Below are 15279 nucleotides of genomic sequence, written 5' to 3' on the forward strand. Positions count from 1 at the left end.
GGCTTCACCTCGGCGAGGTAGCGCTGGTGCAGGCCCTGCAGGAAGGCCGAGGCCTCGGCCAGCGGCACGGGCTCGGCGAGCGAAAACCACAGCTCGAAGGCGTCCACCCCGTTGACCGCGATGGCTGGCGCGGGCAGGGCCAGATCGGCTTGCACGCCGCGCCACACGGGTGCGAGCAAGTCCCAGTCGGCGGGGCCGCGCAAGGCGAGCACCAGCGCGCGCACCCGGCCATCTCCGCCGACCAGCCCGGGCGCACCCGCCGCCTCGGCGGTGGGTGGCAGGTAGAGGCGTTGGTATTGGGTTTGCAGGCGGTCCATGCGGGGCATGTTACCTGCCGGTTCCGCTCCATGTGGTGTCGAGGGACCCGCCCACCCGGCCTGCACTCACCGTGTTTTCTTCAGGCGCCGTGTGCCCTCGCTTTAGCGCGGTGGTAGTTGCCGTAGCCCCAGTGAAACACCTTGTCTTCGAGCAACACGTCACCGGGCTGCAGCTCACGGGCCTGCGCGGCGCGCTCGTAGAGCGGCGCGAAGTCGATCTTGGTGAACGCCAGCAATTCGTCGAGATCGCGGACCACGAAGTAACTTTCCTGGAAGTCGTCAATGCGGTAGTTCGTGCGCATCACCCGCTCCAGGTTCAGCCGGATGCGGTTGGGCGAGGGGCTGTCGAGGCTGAACACGGTTTCGGTGAACGACGAGGCGATGCCCGCGCCGTAGATGCGCAGGCCGTCGGCCTGTTGCAGCAGACCGAATTCGATGGTGTACCAGTACACCCGCGCGAGCTGCGCCAGGTTGCCCAGCCCCTGCGCGCGAAGGCCGCCCTGGCCGTAGGCCTGGATGAAATCGGCGATGGCCGGGTTCATGAGCATGGGCACGTGGCCGAACACGTCGTGGAACACGTCGGGCTCTTCGAGGTAGTCCAGCTCGTGCGGCTTGCGGATGAAGTTGCCCGCGGGAAAGCGGCGGTTCGCCAGGTGATCAAAGAACACGTCGTCGGGCACCAGGCCAGGCACGGCGACGATCTGCCAGCCCGTTCGCTGCATCAGCACCTCGGACAGGCGGCGAAAGTCGGGGATTTCATCGGCGCCAATCGGCAGGTCGCGCATGCCCTGCACGAACTCATCGCAGGCGCGACCGGGCAGCAGCTTCGCCTGCCGCTCAAACAGCGTCTTCCAGGTCGCGTGGTCGGCGGCGGTGTAGTTCGCCCAGCCCTGATCGATGGTCCAGTCGGCGTTGGTGGGGCGGTGGGCGTCGCCAGCGGCCAGGCCGTGTTTCTGGGGCGTTTCGACGGCAGGCATGCTCAAGCTCCCTTTGGCACAAGGGTGGCGAACACGGTGTCGGCGCGCGTGGCCCAGGCGATGTCGCGGGTGGACAGGCCGTTGGCGTCGTGGGTGGTGAGCGTGACGTCCACGCGGTTGTAGACGTTGAACCACTCGGGGTGGTGGTCCATCTTCTCGGACACCAGCGCCATCTGGCTCATGAAGCCGAAGGCCTGGACGAAGTCCTGGAAGCGGAACGAGCGGCTGATGGCACCGCGCTCGCGGTCCACCGTCCAGTCAGGCAAGCCGGCCAGCAGCTCGCGGGTCATCTGCACATCGAGAGGGGTCATGGAGGTCTCCGGTTCGGCCACTGCGGGCCGTTGTTGAAGCTGCACAGTTTGCGCCGCTTCACGGACAATGGGCTTTCATCCATGCCGCCAAAACCCTGCCACGACGGTGGAATCTCTCATGAACGCTGACATCCACGACGAATCCTTGCACCCGTCCTCCCTCGACCGGCTGGACCGCCGTATCCTCGACGCCCTGCAGGCCAACGGCCGCATCAGCAACCAGGAGCTGGCCGCGCAGGTGCACCTGTCCCCGGCGCAAAGCAACCGGCGCCACAAGCGGCTGGAGGCGATGGGCTTCATCAAACGCTACGAAGCGCGGCTCGACGCCGACCGGCTGGGCCTGGGGGTGACGGCCTTCGTGCACATCACCATGGACCGGGGCCAGTTCAAGGAGGTTCAGAAGTTCCAGCGCAACGTGGGCAAGATGTCGCAGGTGCTGGAGTGTTACGCCGTGACCGGCGATTTCGACTACGTGTGCAAGGTGGTGGCACGCGACCTGAAGGCCTTGTCCGACTTCTTGCTCGGCACGCTGGCGCAGTTGCCCGGTGTCAACGGCGTGCGCTCCAGCGTGTGCCTGAACGAGTTGAAGAACACGGGGGCGCTGCCGCTGGATTGAGCGGCAGCGCCCGCACCCTCCCCTCGGATCAGCCAGCCCCGAACGGCGGCGATGGCGAAGCCGATGGGCTTCTGACGGACGGCGCTGAACACCCCCGCCAGTGCAATTGCAGCGTCAGCAGGAACACCCGAGCAGCCAGGGCGCGGCGTTCGCGCTGTTCGCGCGGTACCCGTTCCAGGTGAGCGTCCGACCGCAGGGACTCGCGCGTAGCGACCAGTTCCTGATGCAGCGCCGCGGGCGCTGCGCTCATGACCGCAACTCCGGTGCAGCCGCCGCCGAATGGGGTCTGCTCAGCGCGCGCCGAGCACCCAGCACCCACTCCAGCCCCCGCCGCGTCTGGCCCAGCAGCCCCGTCTGGATCGCCAGGTTCCACAACGGTTCGGCTTTTTTCCAGGCCGCGCTGTAGGCGAAATGGGTCAGGCCTGCCAGCGGGTCGGCATGGTGCAGGCTGGCGCGACCGATGTTTCGCCATGAATAGAAGTTCTGATAGGCCCACGCATAGCCCGCCTCCAGTTGCGCAGCGCTCATGCCCCGGGGCTCAAACACCACGTGGCGGGTGTCGTAGAGGTCCCAGTCGTCGTGCAGCATGCGCCCCTCTTGCGACATCTGCCGGTGAAACGCCGTCCCGGGGTACGGCGTGGCGATGTGGAAGGTGGCGGTGGTCAGGCCGCGCGAGACGGCCCACTCCACTGTGCGGGCAAACACGTCGGGTGTATCGCCATCGAGCCCGAAGACGAAGCTGCCATTGATCTTGATGCCCAGGCTGTCCAGGCGGTTGATCGCCTCGTCGTAGTCGCGCCCCAGGTTCTGGCGTTTGTTGGAAAACCCCAGGCTCTCCTGCCCCAGCGACTCGAAGCCAATGAACACGCTGCGCAAGCCCGCCGCTGCCGCGCGTTCGATCAGGTCACCCTGGGTGATGGCGTTGACGGTGGAAGCCCCCTGGAACAAACGGTTCATGCCGCGCATGCCCGCAAACAGCTCGCGCGCAAAACGCGCGTCGCCCAGCAAGTGGTCGTCGAGGAAGTACAGGTGCCTGCCGGGCAAGCGGTTGATCTCGGCGAGCGCCGCGTCCACCTTCTGCGTGTAGAACGACTTGCCACCCTCAAAAAAAGCCTCCTTGTAGCAAAAGCTGCAGCGGTAGGGGCAGCCCCGGCTCACCACGATGGCGTTGGGCACCAGGTAGTTCTCGCGCCGGATCAGGTCACGGCGCACCGGGGGTAAGCCGTCGAGCGTGCGCAGCGTCGAGGCGTAGCGCGCCTGAGGCTGGCGTCTGCGGAAATCGGCCAGGAAGCGCGGAAAGCTGTCTTCCCCCGGGCCCAGGAACACGGTGTCGGCGTGTTGCGCGGCCTCGTCGGGGAGCGAGGTCACGTGCAAACCGCCGAGGCAGACGTGGCAACCCTTGGCGCGGTAGTGGTCGGCGATCTGGTAGGCGCGCCGGGCGTTGGTGATGTAGACCTGAATCAGCACCAGATCGGGCGTGTCGTTCAAGTCCAGCGCCTCGACGTGCTGGTCCACCAGATCGACCGTGTCCGTCGGGTCCAGGTACGCGGCCAGCGTCGCCAGCCCCAGCGGCGGGAACAGGGCGTACTTGATGGGGCGCCACTGCGCAGTGCCGGCTTCCTTCAAGGCAGGAAGAATCAGTTTGACGTGCATGTTCGGCCTTTCGCCCGAGCGGGTATGGTGGGGACGGCAGTGCGCAGCCGCCGCCAGCCCCAGCGAAGCCACACCGCGGTGAGGCTGGACACGACCAGCGGGATGCCGATCCAGATCAGCTCCCTGCGCAAGCGCTCCATGCCAAAGAGCGGCACCCCGAGCATGGGCACCGGTCGCCAGTCCAGACAGATGCGAGCCTCTTCGAAGGGCCAGAGCCAGGCGTTGCAGATGCCGCGGTCCAGCAGGCCGTCGAGCACGGGATGCGAGAGCGTGCACAGCGCCAGGAAAGCCGCCGCGCCGAGCCGCCGGCCTCGCCCGGGCCCCGCCCACAGGGCGCCAAAGGCCCCCAGGGCCAGGGCGAAACCGAGGGAGTGTGTGAAGCCCCGGTGCCCGTAGGGGCCGCTGTACCGGTCGATCCCGAGCGTGACGAGGGCGAAGTCGGCATCGGGCAGCACGGCAAAGACCGCGCCGGCCAGCGTGAGCCGCCAGCCCACGGTGCGCGGGCCGATCGCCACCGCCAGCGCGATCGCCGGGGCGAAGTGGAGGTAGGTGGCCATGGCCGCTCTGCCCCGCTCAGACCACCGGCTCGGGTGATGGCGTTTGCGGTGAACCTTGTGGCGCCGTGGGCCTGGGTTCGCTGCCCATCACGTTGTACCAGTCGATCTTGCGCGTGGCGACCATGATGGCGGCGAGCACACCGAACAGCAGCAACGAACCCATCATCAGCGCGCTGTCTTCCGACATCAGGATGCCGTAGAGCACGCCGTACAGCGCCACCAGCAACCCGCCCATGCCCAGCCCCGCACGCGCGCTGCCCAGCACATGGCCCAGATAGTGGGTGAGCAAAGCGATGCAGCCCGCACTGGCGATCAGATAGGCCCAGAGGAAATCGAGTTGCTCCGAAAGCGACAGCAGCAACAGGAAAAACAGCACGAGCGCCGCGCCGATCATGAGGTATTGCATCGGGTGGATGCGCCAGCGCTTGACCATCTCCAGCACGAAGAAGGCGGCGAAGGTGAGCACGATGAACATCATTCCGTACTTGGTGGCGCGGTCCGTCAGGCGATAGACATCCACGGGGTCGTCCAGTGACACCGAGAAGCTGTCCATAACGAACACCTTGCCACCCGAGGCCAGGAATTTCTGCTGCGCCTGCGTCGAAAGCGACGGCACGCTCCAGCTCGCCTCAAAACCGCTGGCGCCGACACTGCGGCTGCGCGGCAGGAAATTGCCACCAAAGCTCGGGTGCGGCCAGGCAGACACCAGACTGACCCGGTTGTCGCCTGCCAGCGGCGCCCAGGCGATGCTGCCGGTCCCGGCCAGGTCCAGCCCCAGGGTGAAGTCCAGCGCGTCGCCGGGCTTGAACGCGGCGCTGTCGAAAGTGGCCGACAACGGCAAGGGAAGCTCGGCGGTCGTGGGCGATGAGCCGACCGGAAGCTGTTGCCCGGCCAGCTTGAGCACGGGCGGACTCATCAAGCCCCGCAAGTCGCTCACGCCCATGATCACGCGCGGCTGACCGAGCACGATCTGCCCGCCCTTTTCGCGCGGCGCCACCACCGGCCAGACGAAGCGCCCGACCGTGTCGTGGTGGCTGGTGTAGACCCGCACGGGGAAGATGCCGCGCCAACGCAGGTCGGTGGTGAGGCGGCCCTTGGTGTCCAGCGTTTCCGGGAACACAAAGGCCACTCGTGCCTCGGTCAACGTATCTTCACGCCGGGCGCCGGTGGCGGCATCGACCACGACGGTGCGGGTGAAGGTCTCGGTATAGGGCAGATGCAGCACCGGCCCGACCAGGGTCTGCGCGCCCGCGTGTGCATGGGTGACATCGGTGACGGCGGCGTCACGGTTCTGGGTGCGTTCATGCACCAGACCGCGCACCACCGCCAGCGCGAGGAAGAGGACGACGATCAGAAAACCGATGACTGCGGTCTTGTTTATCAAGGGGTGTTTGTTCAATTTCCGCTCCTGGGGTTGGGGATGGAGCGATTCTTGAAAACCACCGTGCGGCGACCGTGTGGGCTGTGTGAAGCGGGTGTGAAATCTCCGCATCTCGACCGAAATCAAAAACGCTTCAACGTCACCTCACACAGGCTTGGCCTTGATCTTTCCACCCATCTTGCGAAGACAACCGGCCAAGCCCCAACCGGCGAGAAAGGAAGGGATGAGAAAACACTCAAACAGAAGAAACACCACCACACCAGAAGGCCCGATCTCAATACCCCATCCACTCGGCAAAAAGAGCATCAAACATGCCAAAAGAAAACTGATCAAACCAAACCCAAAGCCCTTGCTGCGAATGAAAAATGACAACACAAATCCACCCAGAATACCCAAGGGAGCCGTCACCACAACGGCCACCAATATGCCCATCAAAAGCACATACAGACCCGGACTCTCATTGCCCATTTCAATGACAAAAAAAGTGCCCGACAACAGCGCAAGAAGAATCAATGAAATCTTCATGAATTGAAAACAATTTGAATGGAATCGCCACCATTGGCCAAGGCAAGCGCAGCACACCGCCACACCCCGGCACCATTCTGAAGACCCTTCAGGTACCGGGCGTGAAGCGGGTGAGAACCAGGCAAGAAGAAGCCGCGAACGGATTTCGAAGCGTCCTGCCCAACGGGCCGTGCCTCAGATGCTCAGCACAAAAAAGAAGAACCCGTCAGGCCGGCAGGCGCCAGGTGGCCATGCAGCCGCGAGGCCCTTCGACGTTCTCCACGCGAACCTCACCGCCGTGCAGGTCGCTCACCTCTTTCACCAGACACAGGCCCAGGCCGGAGCTCTTGTCTTGCGTGTCGCTGCGCGGCAGCGAGTAGAAGCGCTCGAAGATGCGGCCCATCGCGTAGTCGGGTACGCCCGGGCCTTCGTCGCGCACCGACCATTCCGTCTTGCTGCCGTCGCTCGCCAGCCGCAGCGTGAGCGCGCCGCCCTGGGGAGAGAAATCGATGGCGTTGTCCAGCAGGTTCTGCAGCGCCTGCGCGATCAGGAAGCGGTTGCCTCGCACCACCCCGCCCTCGCCCAGCTCGTCGACGGTGCGCAGCCCCTTGCGCCGGGTGCGCGGCTCGGCGGCGTGCAGCAGCTCGCGCGTGAGCACCACGAGATCCACCGGCTCCACCGCGCCCAGCCCGCGCATCTGCTCCACGTCGGCCAGCGCCAGCAGTCGGTCGATCAGCTGCTGCAGGCGCTCGGTCTGGCGCTGGATGTTGGCCGCGAAGCGCTCGCGTTCGGCCTCGGGCAGCGGCTCCTGCAGCAACTCGGCCGCGCCGCGGATGCCCGCGAGCGGGCTTTTGAGCTCGTGCGTGAGCGTGTGCACGTAGTTCTCGACATAGGCCTTGTCTTCGAGCTTCAGGCGCATGCGCTCCACCGCCTGCGCGAGGTCGCTGAACTCGGTGTTGCCGGAGAGGCGCCCCATGCGCGGCAGCTCGGCGCGCTCGCCGCGAGCCACCGCGTTGGCGTAACCGCGCAACCGCGAGAGCGAGCTGGCCATCCACCAGGTGAACAGCAGGCCGATGGCCAGCGAGATGCCGAGCAGGCCCCACGACCAGTTGAGGATGCGGTCGCGGCTGCGCTGGATGTAGGGCTCCAGCGTCTGGTTGGGCCGCGCCACAGTCAACACACCGATGATCCGCTCGCCATCGCGGATGGGGGCGGCCACGTGCATCACCGTGCGGTCGGCGTCGTAGGGGTTCTCTCCGCTGGAGCGCGCGCCGTACTCGCCGCGCAGGGTTTTGAGCACGTCGTTCCAGCGCGAGTGGTCCTTGCCCAGGTCTTGGCCCCGGCTGTCGAACACCACGGTGCCGCGCGCGTCGGTGATGGTGATGCGGTAGTCGATCTGGTTCTTCTGAAAACCCCAGATGTTGGCGTTGGGCCTCAGCGACGGCAGCGCCGTCATCGCCTGCGCAAAGCCACCGGTGGCGATGGTGCCGGCCTTCATGTCGGGCGCAGCCAGCTGGGCCAGCGCATAGGCCGCATCCACCAGGCTGTCCTCCATCGCCAGCCGCGTGCCGGGTTTGACCTCTTCGAGAAAGATGCGCAGCACCACGAACAGCGCCAGGCCGAGCACCAAGAAGAAGGCGAGAAGGAGACGCAGGCCTATGCGCATGTCAGGCTTGCAGGGAGTAACCCATGTTCCGATGCGTCTGGATCAGATCTGCCGACACCCCGCGCTCGCGCAGCTTGGCGCGCAGCAGCTTGATGTGGGCGTCGACCGTGCGGTCGGCCGTGTCGGGCGCGTCGGCCCAGACCAGCTCCATCAGCTCGGTGCGTGAAAAGATGCGCTGCGGCCGCTTGAGCAGCGTGGCGAGCAGCAGATACTCGTAGCGGGTGAGCGAGAGCAGCTCGCCTCGGCAGCTGATGCGCTGCGAGGTTTCGTCGAGCCGCAGCGGCAAAGCGCCCGGCACATCGACGGCGGTGGCGGGCGCGGTGAGCGAGGCGCCCGAGCCGGCCGACAGCCCGTTCGCGTAGCGCCGCAAGATGGCGCGCACCCGGGCGCAGACCTCGCGCGGGGAAAACGGTTTGCTCACGTAGTCGTCGGCGCCCAGCTCCAGGCCCAGCACGCGATCGATCTCCTCGCTGCGTGCGGTCAAAAAGACGATGGGCAGTTCGCTGGTCTTGCGGATGGCTCGGCAGACGTCAAACCCATTGCCGTCGGGCACGCCAACGTCGAGGATGGCGAGGTCGGGCGCCTGGGCGCGGAAGGCCGCGAGCGCCTCACTCGCGAGCCGCACATGCGTCACCTCGAAGCCCTCGTTGCGCAAGGTGTAGAGCAGCGTGTCGGCGATGGCGGGTTCGTCTTCGAGAAGGAGGATGCGTTGCGCCATAGGGGTCTCGGTGGGTGCGTCAGCCCGTGATCATAGGTGCCGTGCGAGGCACGCCCCCGCGCGGGTCAGGCGCGCCGCGCAGCCTCCAGCGCAAGCGGAATGTAGAGCGCCACATGCTGATGAGCGATGTCGTCCACGCTGCTGAGCTTGATGTGCCGGCGCAGCTTCCCCGAGCCTTGCAGGACATGGTGTGGGTCGGGCATGGCGGCGCCGTGGCCGAACTCGAGCGACACGTGGGCGCTGTACGCAAACACGCCACAGAACGGCACGCCGTCCGCCGAGAAGAGAAAGCCGCCGTACTTGACCTCGTCGGTCGCGCCCGGCACGGTGGTTTGGATGAGGGCGCGCAGTTGCGAGACCAGCTGGAAGTGGGTCTCGCTGGTGAGGCGGATGTCGCTGAGCAAATCGTGGATGCGTTGGCTGGTCATGGTGAGCTGTGGTCTGCCGAAGGTGCCGCAAGCCTACGCGAGCCTGCTGACAACGGGGTGGCAGCAGCCCCTCAGCCAGCCGCCCGCGCGAGCGCTGGCGCAGAAGGCGCAGAGCGCGCTTCCAGCGCACGCACCGGCACCAACTCGCGCAGGTCTTCTTCGGCCCCGTCGATCAGGATCAACGCGGCCCGCTCGGCCGCCTCCGCGTCGCCCTGCTCGATGGCCACGCACACCGCTTCGTGCAGCGGCAGCGAGTGCGCCGGCCCTCCGGGTTTGGTGGTGATCACGTCGAAGCTGACCCGCAGCAGCGCGGACATGGCGTCCTGCATCTGGCGCACGAACTGGTTGCCGCAGGCCGAGAGGATGGTGTTGTGAAAGGCCAGATCGGCCTTCACGTAGTCGCCCTTGCCGGCGACGGCGCGTGCCATGGCCATGTAGGCCGAGCGCAGGTTGCGGCGGTCTTCGTCGCTGGCGCGCAGCGCGGCCATGCGCACGGCCGCTGGCTCGATGACGCGGCGCATCTCCATGAGGTCGCGCGAGAGGATGGGGTCGAACACGGCGGACTCGGCGCGCCAAAAAATGATGTCCGGGTCGAACAGGTTCCAGCGCGTGGGCTCCAGCACCAGGGTGCCCACCCGGCGCGCCACCTCCAGCAAGCCCTTGGCCGCCAGCGACTTGATGGCCTCGCGGATGACGATGCGGCTGAAGCCGAAGCGCGCGCACAGATCGGCCTCGGGCGGCAGCAGTTGCCCAGGCCGGATCTGGCCCGAGCAGATTTCCCGGCCCAGCGTGTCCAGGACCTGCTCCTGGAACGTGGCGCGTGGCGCAGTGCGTGGATTCATGTTTGTTTTTGTAGGAGGTATGACATATGGAAGCCCAGCCATCCAGGTCACTACCAGAGTATCAACGACGACGAAGCACGCCAATACCTAGGGTTTTCCATGACTATTCAAACATCATACGTATTATATATTCGCCGCCATGAAATCCAACGCCAGCCCCTCCCTGTTCAACCTCAGCGGTCGCACCGCCCTGATCACCGGCTCCTCCCGCGGCATCGGTTTTGCCTTTGCCCAGGGCCTGGCCGAGGCGGGCGCGAAAGTCATCGTCAACAGCCGCCAGGCGGCGGCGGTGGAAGAAGCCGTGAAGAAACTCCAGGCCCAGGGGCTGGACGCGGTGGGTGCGGCCTTTGACGTGGCGGACGAGGCCTCGGTGGAAGCGGCCTTCGCCGGCTTTGACCAGCAGGGCCTGGCCATTCACATCCTGATCAACAACGCCGGCATCCAGCACCGCCAGCCCATGGTCGAGCTGGCCCTGGCCGACTGGCAGCGCGTCATGGACACCAACCTCACCGCCGCTTTCCTGGTGGGCCGGGCCGCGGCGCGCCGCATGATCGCGCGCGGCCAGGGCGGCAAGATCATCAACGTCGGCTCGCTCACCAGCGAGGCCGCGCGCGCCACGGTGGCGCCCTACACGGTGGCCAAGGGCGGCATCAAGCTGCTGTCCAAGGCGATGGCGGCGGAGTGGGCGCAGTTCAACATCCAGGCCAACTCCATCGGCCCTGGCTACATCCTGACCGACATGAACGAGGCGCTGGTGAACAACCCGAGCTTCGACGCCTGGGTGAAAAGCAGCAACCCGTCGCAGCGCTGGGGCCAGCCCGAGGAGCTCGTGGGCACAGCGGTCTTCCTGTCGTCCGCCGCCTCCAACTACGTCAACGGCCAGATCATTTACGTGGACGGTGGCTGGCTCTCGGTGCTCTGAACCGCGCACCGCCGCCCCCCACCGACATTCGAGACACCCCATGTCCACGCTCATCACTGACGTCAAGGTCATCCTGACCGCCCCCGAAGGCATCAACCTGATGGTGGTCAAGGTCGAGACCAACCAGCCGGGCCTCTACGGCCTGGGCTGCGCCACCTTCGCCTACCGCCACCTCGCGGTGAAGTGCCTGGTGGAGCAGTACCTCAAGCCACTGGTGGTGGGGCGCGATGCGCACGCCATCGAAGAGCTGTGGCAGCTGATGCACCAGAACGCCTACTGGCGCAACGGCCCGATCGAGAACAACGCCATCTCGGGCATCGACATGGCGCTGTGGGACATCAAGGGCAAGCTGGCCGACATGCCACTGTACCAGCTGTTCGGCGGCAAGGTGCGCGAGGGCGTGCCGATCTACCGCCACGCCGACGGCGGTTCCCTGAGCGAGCTGTGCGACAACATCCAGAGGTACCGCGAACAGGGCATCACGCACATCCGCTGCCAGAGCGGCGGCTACGGCGGCGGTGGCTTCGGTGCCGCGCCTGGCAGCGCGCCCGAGCGCGCGCCGGCCGGCGTGTACCTGGACGCGCGAAAGTACATGCGCGACACGGTCAAGATGTTTGACCACATCCGCAGCCACGTGGGCTTTGACGTGGAGCTGTGCCACGACGTGCACGAGCGGCTCAAGCCCAGCGACGCGATCCGCTTTGCCCAGGCGCTGGAGCCTTTCGAGCTGTTCTTCCTGGAAGACGCCATTGCGCTCGAAGAAGGCGAGTGGATCCGCCAGCTGCGCGACAAAACCAGCATCCCGCTGGCGCAGGGCGAGCTGTTCAACCACCCGTTCGAGTGGCGCGGCCTGATCGCCGAGCGGCTGATCGATTTCATCCGCGTGCACCTGAGCCAGGTGGGCGGCATCACGCCGGGCCGCAAGCTGCAGCTGTTTGCCGAGCAGTACGGCGTGCGCACCGCGTGGCACGGCCCGGGCGACATGTCGCCGCTGGCGCACGCGGCCAACATCCACATCGACCTGGCCGCGCGCAACTTCGGCGTGCAGGAATGGTCGGGCACCGAGCCGCCGAACTTCGTGATCCAGGAACTCAAAGGCCCACGCGAAGCGCTGCTCGACGTGTTCCCCGGTCTGCCCGAGTTCCGCAACGGCTATGTGTACGCCAACGACCAGCCCGGCCTGGGCGTGGACATCAACGAGGCCGAAGCGGCCAAGTACCCGTGTGATGCCGGTGTGACCACCTGGACGCAGACGCGTTTGATCGACGGCACGCTGCAGACCCCCTGAACCCTCCGTTTTTCGGCGACGCAGGTGCTTGGACCTGCACCGCCCACTTCCTCACCACACCAAGCAGGAGACAACCGCATGACATCCATAACCTCATCCCATTTCACCCTGCGCCGCCTGACGTTGATGGTGGGTGCCGCGCTCGCGCTGTGCTCCACCGCCGCGCTGGCCGAAGTCAAGGCCAAGATCGGCCACGCCATGCCCGAGAGCCACCCGCAGGCGGCGGCGATGAACAAGTTCGCCGAGCTGGCCACCGCCTACACCAAGGGCAATGTGAAGGTGCAGGCCTACCACGGCGGTTCCCTGGGCAGCGACGAGAAGCAGCTGCAAGCGGTGCAGTCGGGCACGCAGGAGCTGTACATCGGCACGCTCGCGCCGCTGTCCACCCGCGTGAAGGAAGTGCAGGTCTGGGACCTGCCCTTCATGTTCCAGAACGAGAAAGAGGTCTACGCGGTGCTGGATGGCGCCTCGTCCAAGGCGATCTTCCAGAAGATCGAGCCCGCCGGCCTGGTGGGCCTGACCTGGACCGGCATGGGCTTTCGCAACCTGTCCAACAGCAAGCGCAGCGTCAACAAGCTGGAAGACGTGGCCGGCCTGAAGATCCGCGTGATGGCCAACCCGGTGGCGCTGGAAACCTGGAAGACCATCGGCGCCAACGCCGTGCCCATGGCCTTCGCCGAGGTGTTCCCGGCGCTGGAGATCAAGGCGCTCGACGGCCAGGAAAACCCGCTGGTGCACATGTACTCCAACAAGATGCAGGAAGTGCAGAAGTTCATTTCGGTCACCAACCATGTGTACACGCCCGTGGCACTGGTGGCGTCCAAGAAGTTCTGGGACACCCTCTCCCCGGCCGACCAGGCCGGCATCCAGAAAGCCGCCACCGAAGCCGGCCTGCTGCAGCGCAAGCTGCTGGACGAGGGTGACAACGACGTGGTGGCCAAGTTCAAGGCCGCTGGCGTGACCATGAACACCGTGAGCCCGGCCGAACTCGCCCGCATCCAGGAGAAGGTCAAGCCCGTGGTCGCCAAGTTCGCTCCGATCATTGGCGAGGACTTCGTCAAAGGCTTCTACGCCGAGATCGACAAGGCCCGCGCCGCCAAGTAAGGCACATCGGGTGGGCCTTGGGGCCCACCCGGTTCTCTTCCTTCATTCAACCCGGGGACTCCCATGGGAAACACATTCAAGGCCTTGGCCGACTGGCTGACGCGCGCGCTTGAGGTCGTGATGGTGCTGTGCCTGGTGGTCATGCTGGTCATGGTGTTCGGCAACGTCATCCTGCGGCTGTTCTTCAACACCGGCATCGACCTCTCGGAGGAGATACCGCGTTTCGCTTTTGTCTGGATGACCTTCCTCGGCGCCATCGTCGGCATGCGCCGCCGCGCCCACCTGGGGGTGGACATTCTGGTGCAGGCCCTGCCCGTGCTCGGGCGCAAGGTGTGCTGGGGCCTGAGCCAGGCAGTGATGCTGGTGTGCTGCGTGTACATCGTCTACGGCACCTACCTGCAACACGAGATCATCGAAGGCAACGCCTCGCCGGTGGCGCAGCTGAGCATGCTCTGGGTCTTCGGCGTGAGCTACCTGACGGGCTCGGCCATTGGCCTGATCTGCCTGTCCAACCTCGTGCGCCTCATCGCAGGCAAGGTGTCTGACGACGAGCTGATTGACGTGCACGAAGAGGGCATGGTCGATGCCCTCGAAGCCGAGCGGGAAATGAACGCTCAGGCAGCCGCCCACCCAGCCCACGGCGGAGCCAAATCATGACCATCTTCGTTTTCATCGCTTCCCTTCTCGGCCTGATGGCGCTGGGCATGCCGGTGGCCTTTGCGCTGATCGGCTGCGGCATCGTGATGATGTTCTACATGGGCGTCACCGACCCGCAGATCGTGATCCAGAACATGTGGGACGGCGCCAACAGCTTCCCGCTGCTGGCCGTGCCCTTCTTCATGCTGGCCGGCGAGTTCATGAACGCCGGCGGCATGACGCGCCGCATCATCATGATGGCGATGTCCTGGGTCGGCCACATCCGGGGCGGCCTGGGTTACGTGGCCGTCATGGCGGCCGTGATCATGGCCTCGCTGTCGGGCTCGGCCGTGGCCGACACCGCGGCTCTCGCCGCCGTGCTGGTGCCGATGATGCGCAACGCCGGCTACAACGTGAACCGCTCCTGCGGCCTGATCGCCTGCGGCGGCATCATCGCGCCGGTGATCCCGCCCTCGATTGCGATGATCTTGTACGGCGTGACCGGCGGTGTCTCGATCACCAAGCTCTTCATCGCCGGCATCGTGCCCGGCGTCCTGATGGGCGTGGCGATCATGCTGGCCTGGCGCTGGTCGATTGGTCACGACAAGGTGCAGGCCGAGCCCAAGCGCAGCACGGCCGAGCGCATGACGGCGACGCGCGAGGCGCTGTGGGCGCTCACGCTGCCCATCGTGATCATCGGCGGCCTGAAGTTCGGCATCTTCACGCCCACCGAAGCGGCCGTGATCGCGGCGGTGTACTCGCTGTTCGTGGGCACGGTGGTCTACCGCGAGATCAAGCTCAAACAGCTGTTCCACCTGTTCTACCGTGCCGCGGAAACCACGGCGATCATCATGTTCCTGGTGTCGGCCGCGGGCGTCTCGGCCTGGCTCATCACCACGGCCAACATCCCGCAGCAGTTGGTGGAACTGGTTGAGCCGCTGATGGACAACAAGATGCTGCTGACCTTCGTGCTGATGCTGCTGGTGCTGGTGGTCGGCACCGCGCTGGACTTCACGCCCACGGTGCTGATCATGACGCCGGTGCTGATGCCGGTGCTGCGCCAGGCCGGCATCGACCCGGTGTACTTCGGCGTGCTGTTCATCATGAACAACGCCATCGGCTTGGTCACACCGCCGGTGGGCACGGTGCTCAACGTGGTGTGCGGCGTCGCCAAGATCCCCATGAGCGGCGCGATCAAAGGCGTGTGGCCCTTCATGGTGGCGCAGACCATCGTGATGTTCCTGCTGGTGGTGTTCCCGCAGATCGTCATGTGGCCGCTGCAGATGATGACGCGCTGAACGCCCCCGCCCTTCCCCCTCACTCCATCAAGCCGACCCATCATGGAAGCACTTGTCATTC

Annotated in this window: 16 protein-coding genes and 1 pseudogene; 6 read left to right on the plus strand and 11 right to left on the minus strand. The window is 65.9% G+C overall.

Features of this window, described 5'->3' with window-relative positions; translation table 11 throughout:
* The 3 genes and pseudogenes from B0E41_RS24575 to B0E41_RS24585 form a co-directional block, all read right to left on the minus strand.
* Positions 1-317, minus strand: a pseudogene (locus B0E41_RS24575) (hypothetical protein); the annotation flags it as partial.
* Positions 318-397: 80 nt separating this feature from the next.
* The gene (phhA, locus tag B0E41_RS24580) at positions 398-1294 is read right to left on the minus strand and encodes a phenylalanine 4-monooxygenase (RefSeq protein ID WP_077335481.1); all 897 of its coding nucleotides are present in this window, start codon (positions 1292-1294) and stop codon (positions 398-400) included.
* 2 nt (positions 1295-1296) lie between these two features.
* A complete protein-coding gene (locus B0E41_RS24585) occupies positions 1297-1605 on the minus strand; it encodes a 4a-hydroxytetrahydrobiopterin dehydratase (RefSeq protein WP_077335483.1) in 309 nt (102 codons plus the stop codon).
* Positions 1606-1723: 118 nt separating this feature from the next.
* Here B0E41_RS24585 and B0E41_RS24590 point away from each other — a divergent pair, with 118 nt between their 5' ends.
* Complete coding sequence (locus B0E41_RS24590) at positions 1724-2221, plus strand: Lrp/AsnC family transcriptional regulator (RefSeq protein WP_077335485.1); 498 nt, start codon at positions 1724-1726, stop codon at positions 2219-2221.
* Between the two features lie 246 nt (positions 2222-2467).
* Here B0E41_RS24590 and B0E41_RS24595 read toward each other — a convergent pair whose 3' ends face one another.
* From B0E41_RS24595 to B0E41_RS24630, 8 genes are all read right to left on the minus strand, one after another.
* On the minus strand, positions 2468-3874 hold the full coding sequence (locus tag B0E41_RS24595) for a radical SAM protein (RefSeq protein ID WP_077335487.1): 1407 nt from the start codon (positions 3872-3874) through the stop codon (positions 2468-2470).
* Positions 3859-4431 (minus strand): metal-dependent hydrolase, encoded by a 573-nt coding sequence (locus B0E41_RS24600; protein ID WP_077335489.1) that lies wholly within the window; start codon positions 4429-4431, stop codon positions 3859-3861. Before B0E41_RS24600 ends, B0E41_RS24595 begins: the two co-directional genes overlap by 16 nt.
* 16 nt (positions 4432-4447) lie before the next feature.
* Complete coding sequence (gene creD, locus B0E41_RS24605) at positions 4448-5830, minus strand: cell envelope integrity protein CreD (RefSeq protein ID WP_171984869.1); 1383 nt, start codon at positions 5828-5830, stop codon at positions 4448-4450.
* Between the two features lie 126 nt (positions 5831-5956).
* Positions 5957-6337: a hypothetical protein gene (locus B0E41_RS24610; protein WP_077335493.1), complete on the minus strand. Its 381-nt coding sequence runs from the start codon at positions 6335-6337 to the stop codon at positions 5957-5959.
* A 205-nt stretch (positions 6338-6542) separates the two neighbouring features.
* Positions 6543-7982: a two-component system sensor histidine kinase CreC gene (gene creC / locus B0E41_RS24615; RefSeq protein WP_077335495.1), complete on the minus strand. Its 1440-nt coding sequence runs from the start codon at positions 7980-7982 to the stop codon at positions 6543-6545.
* Between the two features lies 1 nt (position 7983).
* A complete protein-coding gene (gene creB, locus B0E41_RS24620; RefSeq protein WP_077335497.1) occupies positions 7984-8700 on the minus strand; it encodes a two-component system response regulator CreB in 717 nt (238 codons plus the stop codon).
* A gap of 65 nt (positions 8701-8765) precedes the next feature.
* Positions 8766-9128: a DUF1801 domain-containing protein gene (locus tag B0E41_RS24625; RefSeq protein ID WP_077335499.1), complete on the minus strand. Its 363-nt coding sequence runs from the start codon at positions 9126-9128 to the stop codon at positions 8766-8768.
* A gap of 71 nt (positions 9129-9199) precedes the next feature.
* Positions 9200-9970: a FadR/GntR family transcriptional regulator gene (locus B0E41_RS24630; protein ID WP_077335501.1), complete on the minus strand. Its 771-nt coding sequence runs from the start codon at positions 9968-9970 to the stop codon at positions 9200-9202.
* A 139-nt stretch (positions 9971-10109) separates the two neighbouring features.
* On the opposite strand from B0E41_RS24630, the gene B0E41_RS24635 reads away from it, so the two are divergent.
* From B0E41_RS24635 to B0E41_RS24655, 5 genes are all read left to right on the plus strand, one after another.
* Complete coding sequence (locus tag B0E41_RS24635; protein ID WP_077335503.1) at positions 10110-10892, plus strand: SDR family oxidoreductase; 783 nt, start codon at positions 10110-10112, stop codon at positions 10890-10892.
* Positions 10893-10932: 40 nt separating this feature from the next.
* Positions 10933-12180 carry an enolase C-terminal domain-like protein gene (locus tag B0E41_RS24640; protein ID WP_077335505.1) on the plus strand — a complete coding sequence of 416 codons (1248 nt, stop codon included), beginning with the start codon at positions 10933-10935 and terminating at the stop codon, positions 12178-12180.
* 78 nt (positions 12181-12258) lie between these two features.
* Positions 12259-13284 carry a TRAP transporter substrate-binding protein gene (locus tag B0E41_RS24645; RefSeq protein WP_077335507.1) on the plus strand — a complete coding sequence of 342 codons (1026 nt, stop codon included), beginning with the start codon at positions 12259-12261 and terminating at the stop codon, positions 13282-13284.
* A gap of 63 nt (positions 13285-13347) precedes the next feature.
* Positions 13348-13941 (plus strand): TRAP transporter small permease, encoded by a 594-nt coding sequence (locus B0E41_RS24650; RefSeq protein WP_077335509.1) that lies wholly within the window; start codon positions 13348-13350, stop codon positions 13939-13941.
* Positions 13938-15218: a TRAP transporter large permease subunit gene (locus B0E41_RS24655; protein ID WP_077335511.1), complete on the plus strand. Its 1281-nt coding sequence runs from the start codon at positions 13938-13940 to the stop codon at positions 15216-15218. The genes B0E41_RS24650 and B0E41_RS24655 overlap by 4 nt, the downstream gene beginning before the upstream one ends.
* Positions 15219-15279: the final 61 nt, after the last annotated feature.

Origin of the sequence: Hydrogenophaga sp. A37 (assembly GCF_002001205.1) — a bacterium.
GTDB lineage: Bacteria > Pseudomonadota > Gammaproteobacteria > Burkholderiales > Burkholderiaceae_C > Hydrogenophaga.

Bases quoted from the DNA above. Each gene is read 5' to 3' on its own strand.
- B0E41_RS24640 (WP_077335505.1), top strand. From the start codon at position 10,933: ATGTCCACGCTCATCACTGACGTCAAGGTCATCCTGACCGCCCCCGAA.
- B0E41_RS24595 (WP_077335487.1), bottom strand. From the start codon at position 3,874: ATGCACGTCAAACTGATTCTTCCTGCCTTGAAGGAAGCCGGCACTGCG.
- B0E41_RS24655 (WP_077335511.1), top strand. From the start codon at position 13,938: ATGACCATCTTCGTTTTCATCGCTTCCCTTCTCGGCCTGATGGCGCTG.
- creC (WP_077335495.1), bottom strand. From the start codon at position 7,982: ATGCGCATAGGCCTGCGTCTCCTTCTCGCCTTCTTCTTGGTGCTCGGC.
- creB (WP_077335497.1), bottom strand. From the start codon at position 8,700: ATGGCGCAACGCATCCTCCTTCTCGAAGACGAACCCGCCATCGCCGAC.
- B0E41_RS24600 (WP_077335489.1), bottom strand. From the start codon at position 4,431: ATGGCCACCTACCTCCACTTCGCCCCGGCGATCGCGCTGGCGGTGGCG.
- B0E41_RS24585 (WP_077335483.1), bottom strand. From the start codon at position 1,605: ATGACCCCTCTCGATGTGCAGATGACCCGCGAGCTGCTGGCCGGCTTG.
- B0E41_RS24610 (WP_077335493.1), bottom strand. From the start codon at position 6,337: ATGAAGATTTCATTGATTCTTCTTGCGCTGTTGTCGGGCACTTTTTTT.
- B0E41_RS24650 (WP_077335509.1), top strand. From the start codon at position 13,348: ATGGGAAACACATTCAAGGCCTTGGCCGACTGGCTGACGCGCGCGCTT.
- B0E41_RS24645 (WP_077335507.1), top strand. From the start codon at position 12,259: ATGACATCCATAACCTCATCCCATTTCACCCTGCGCCGCCTGACGTTG.
- B0E41_RS24590 (WP_077335485.1), top strand. From the start codon at position 1,724: ATGAACGCTGACATCCACGACGAATCCTTGCACCCGTCCTCCCTCGAC.
- B0E41_RS24625 (WP_077335499.1), bottom strand. From the start codon at position 9,128: ATGACCAGCCAACGCATCCACGATTTGCTCAGCGACATCCGCCTCACC.
- B0E41_RS24630 (WP_077335501.1), bottom strand. From the start codon at position 9,970: ATGAATCCACGCACTGCGCCACGCGCCACGTTCCAGGAGCAGGTCCTG.
- phhA (WP_077335481.1), bottom strand. From the start codon at position 1,294: ATGCCTGCCGTCGAAACGCCCCAGAAACACGGCCTGGCCGCTGGCGAC.
- B0E41_RS24635 (WP_077335503.1), top strand. From the start codon at position 10,110: ATGAAATCCAACGCCAGCCCCTCCCTGTTCAACCTCAGCGGTCGCACC.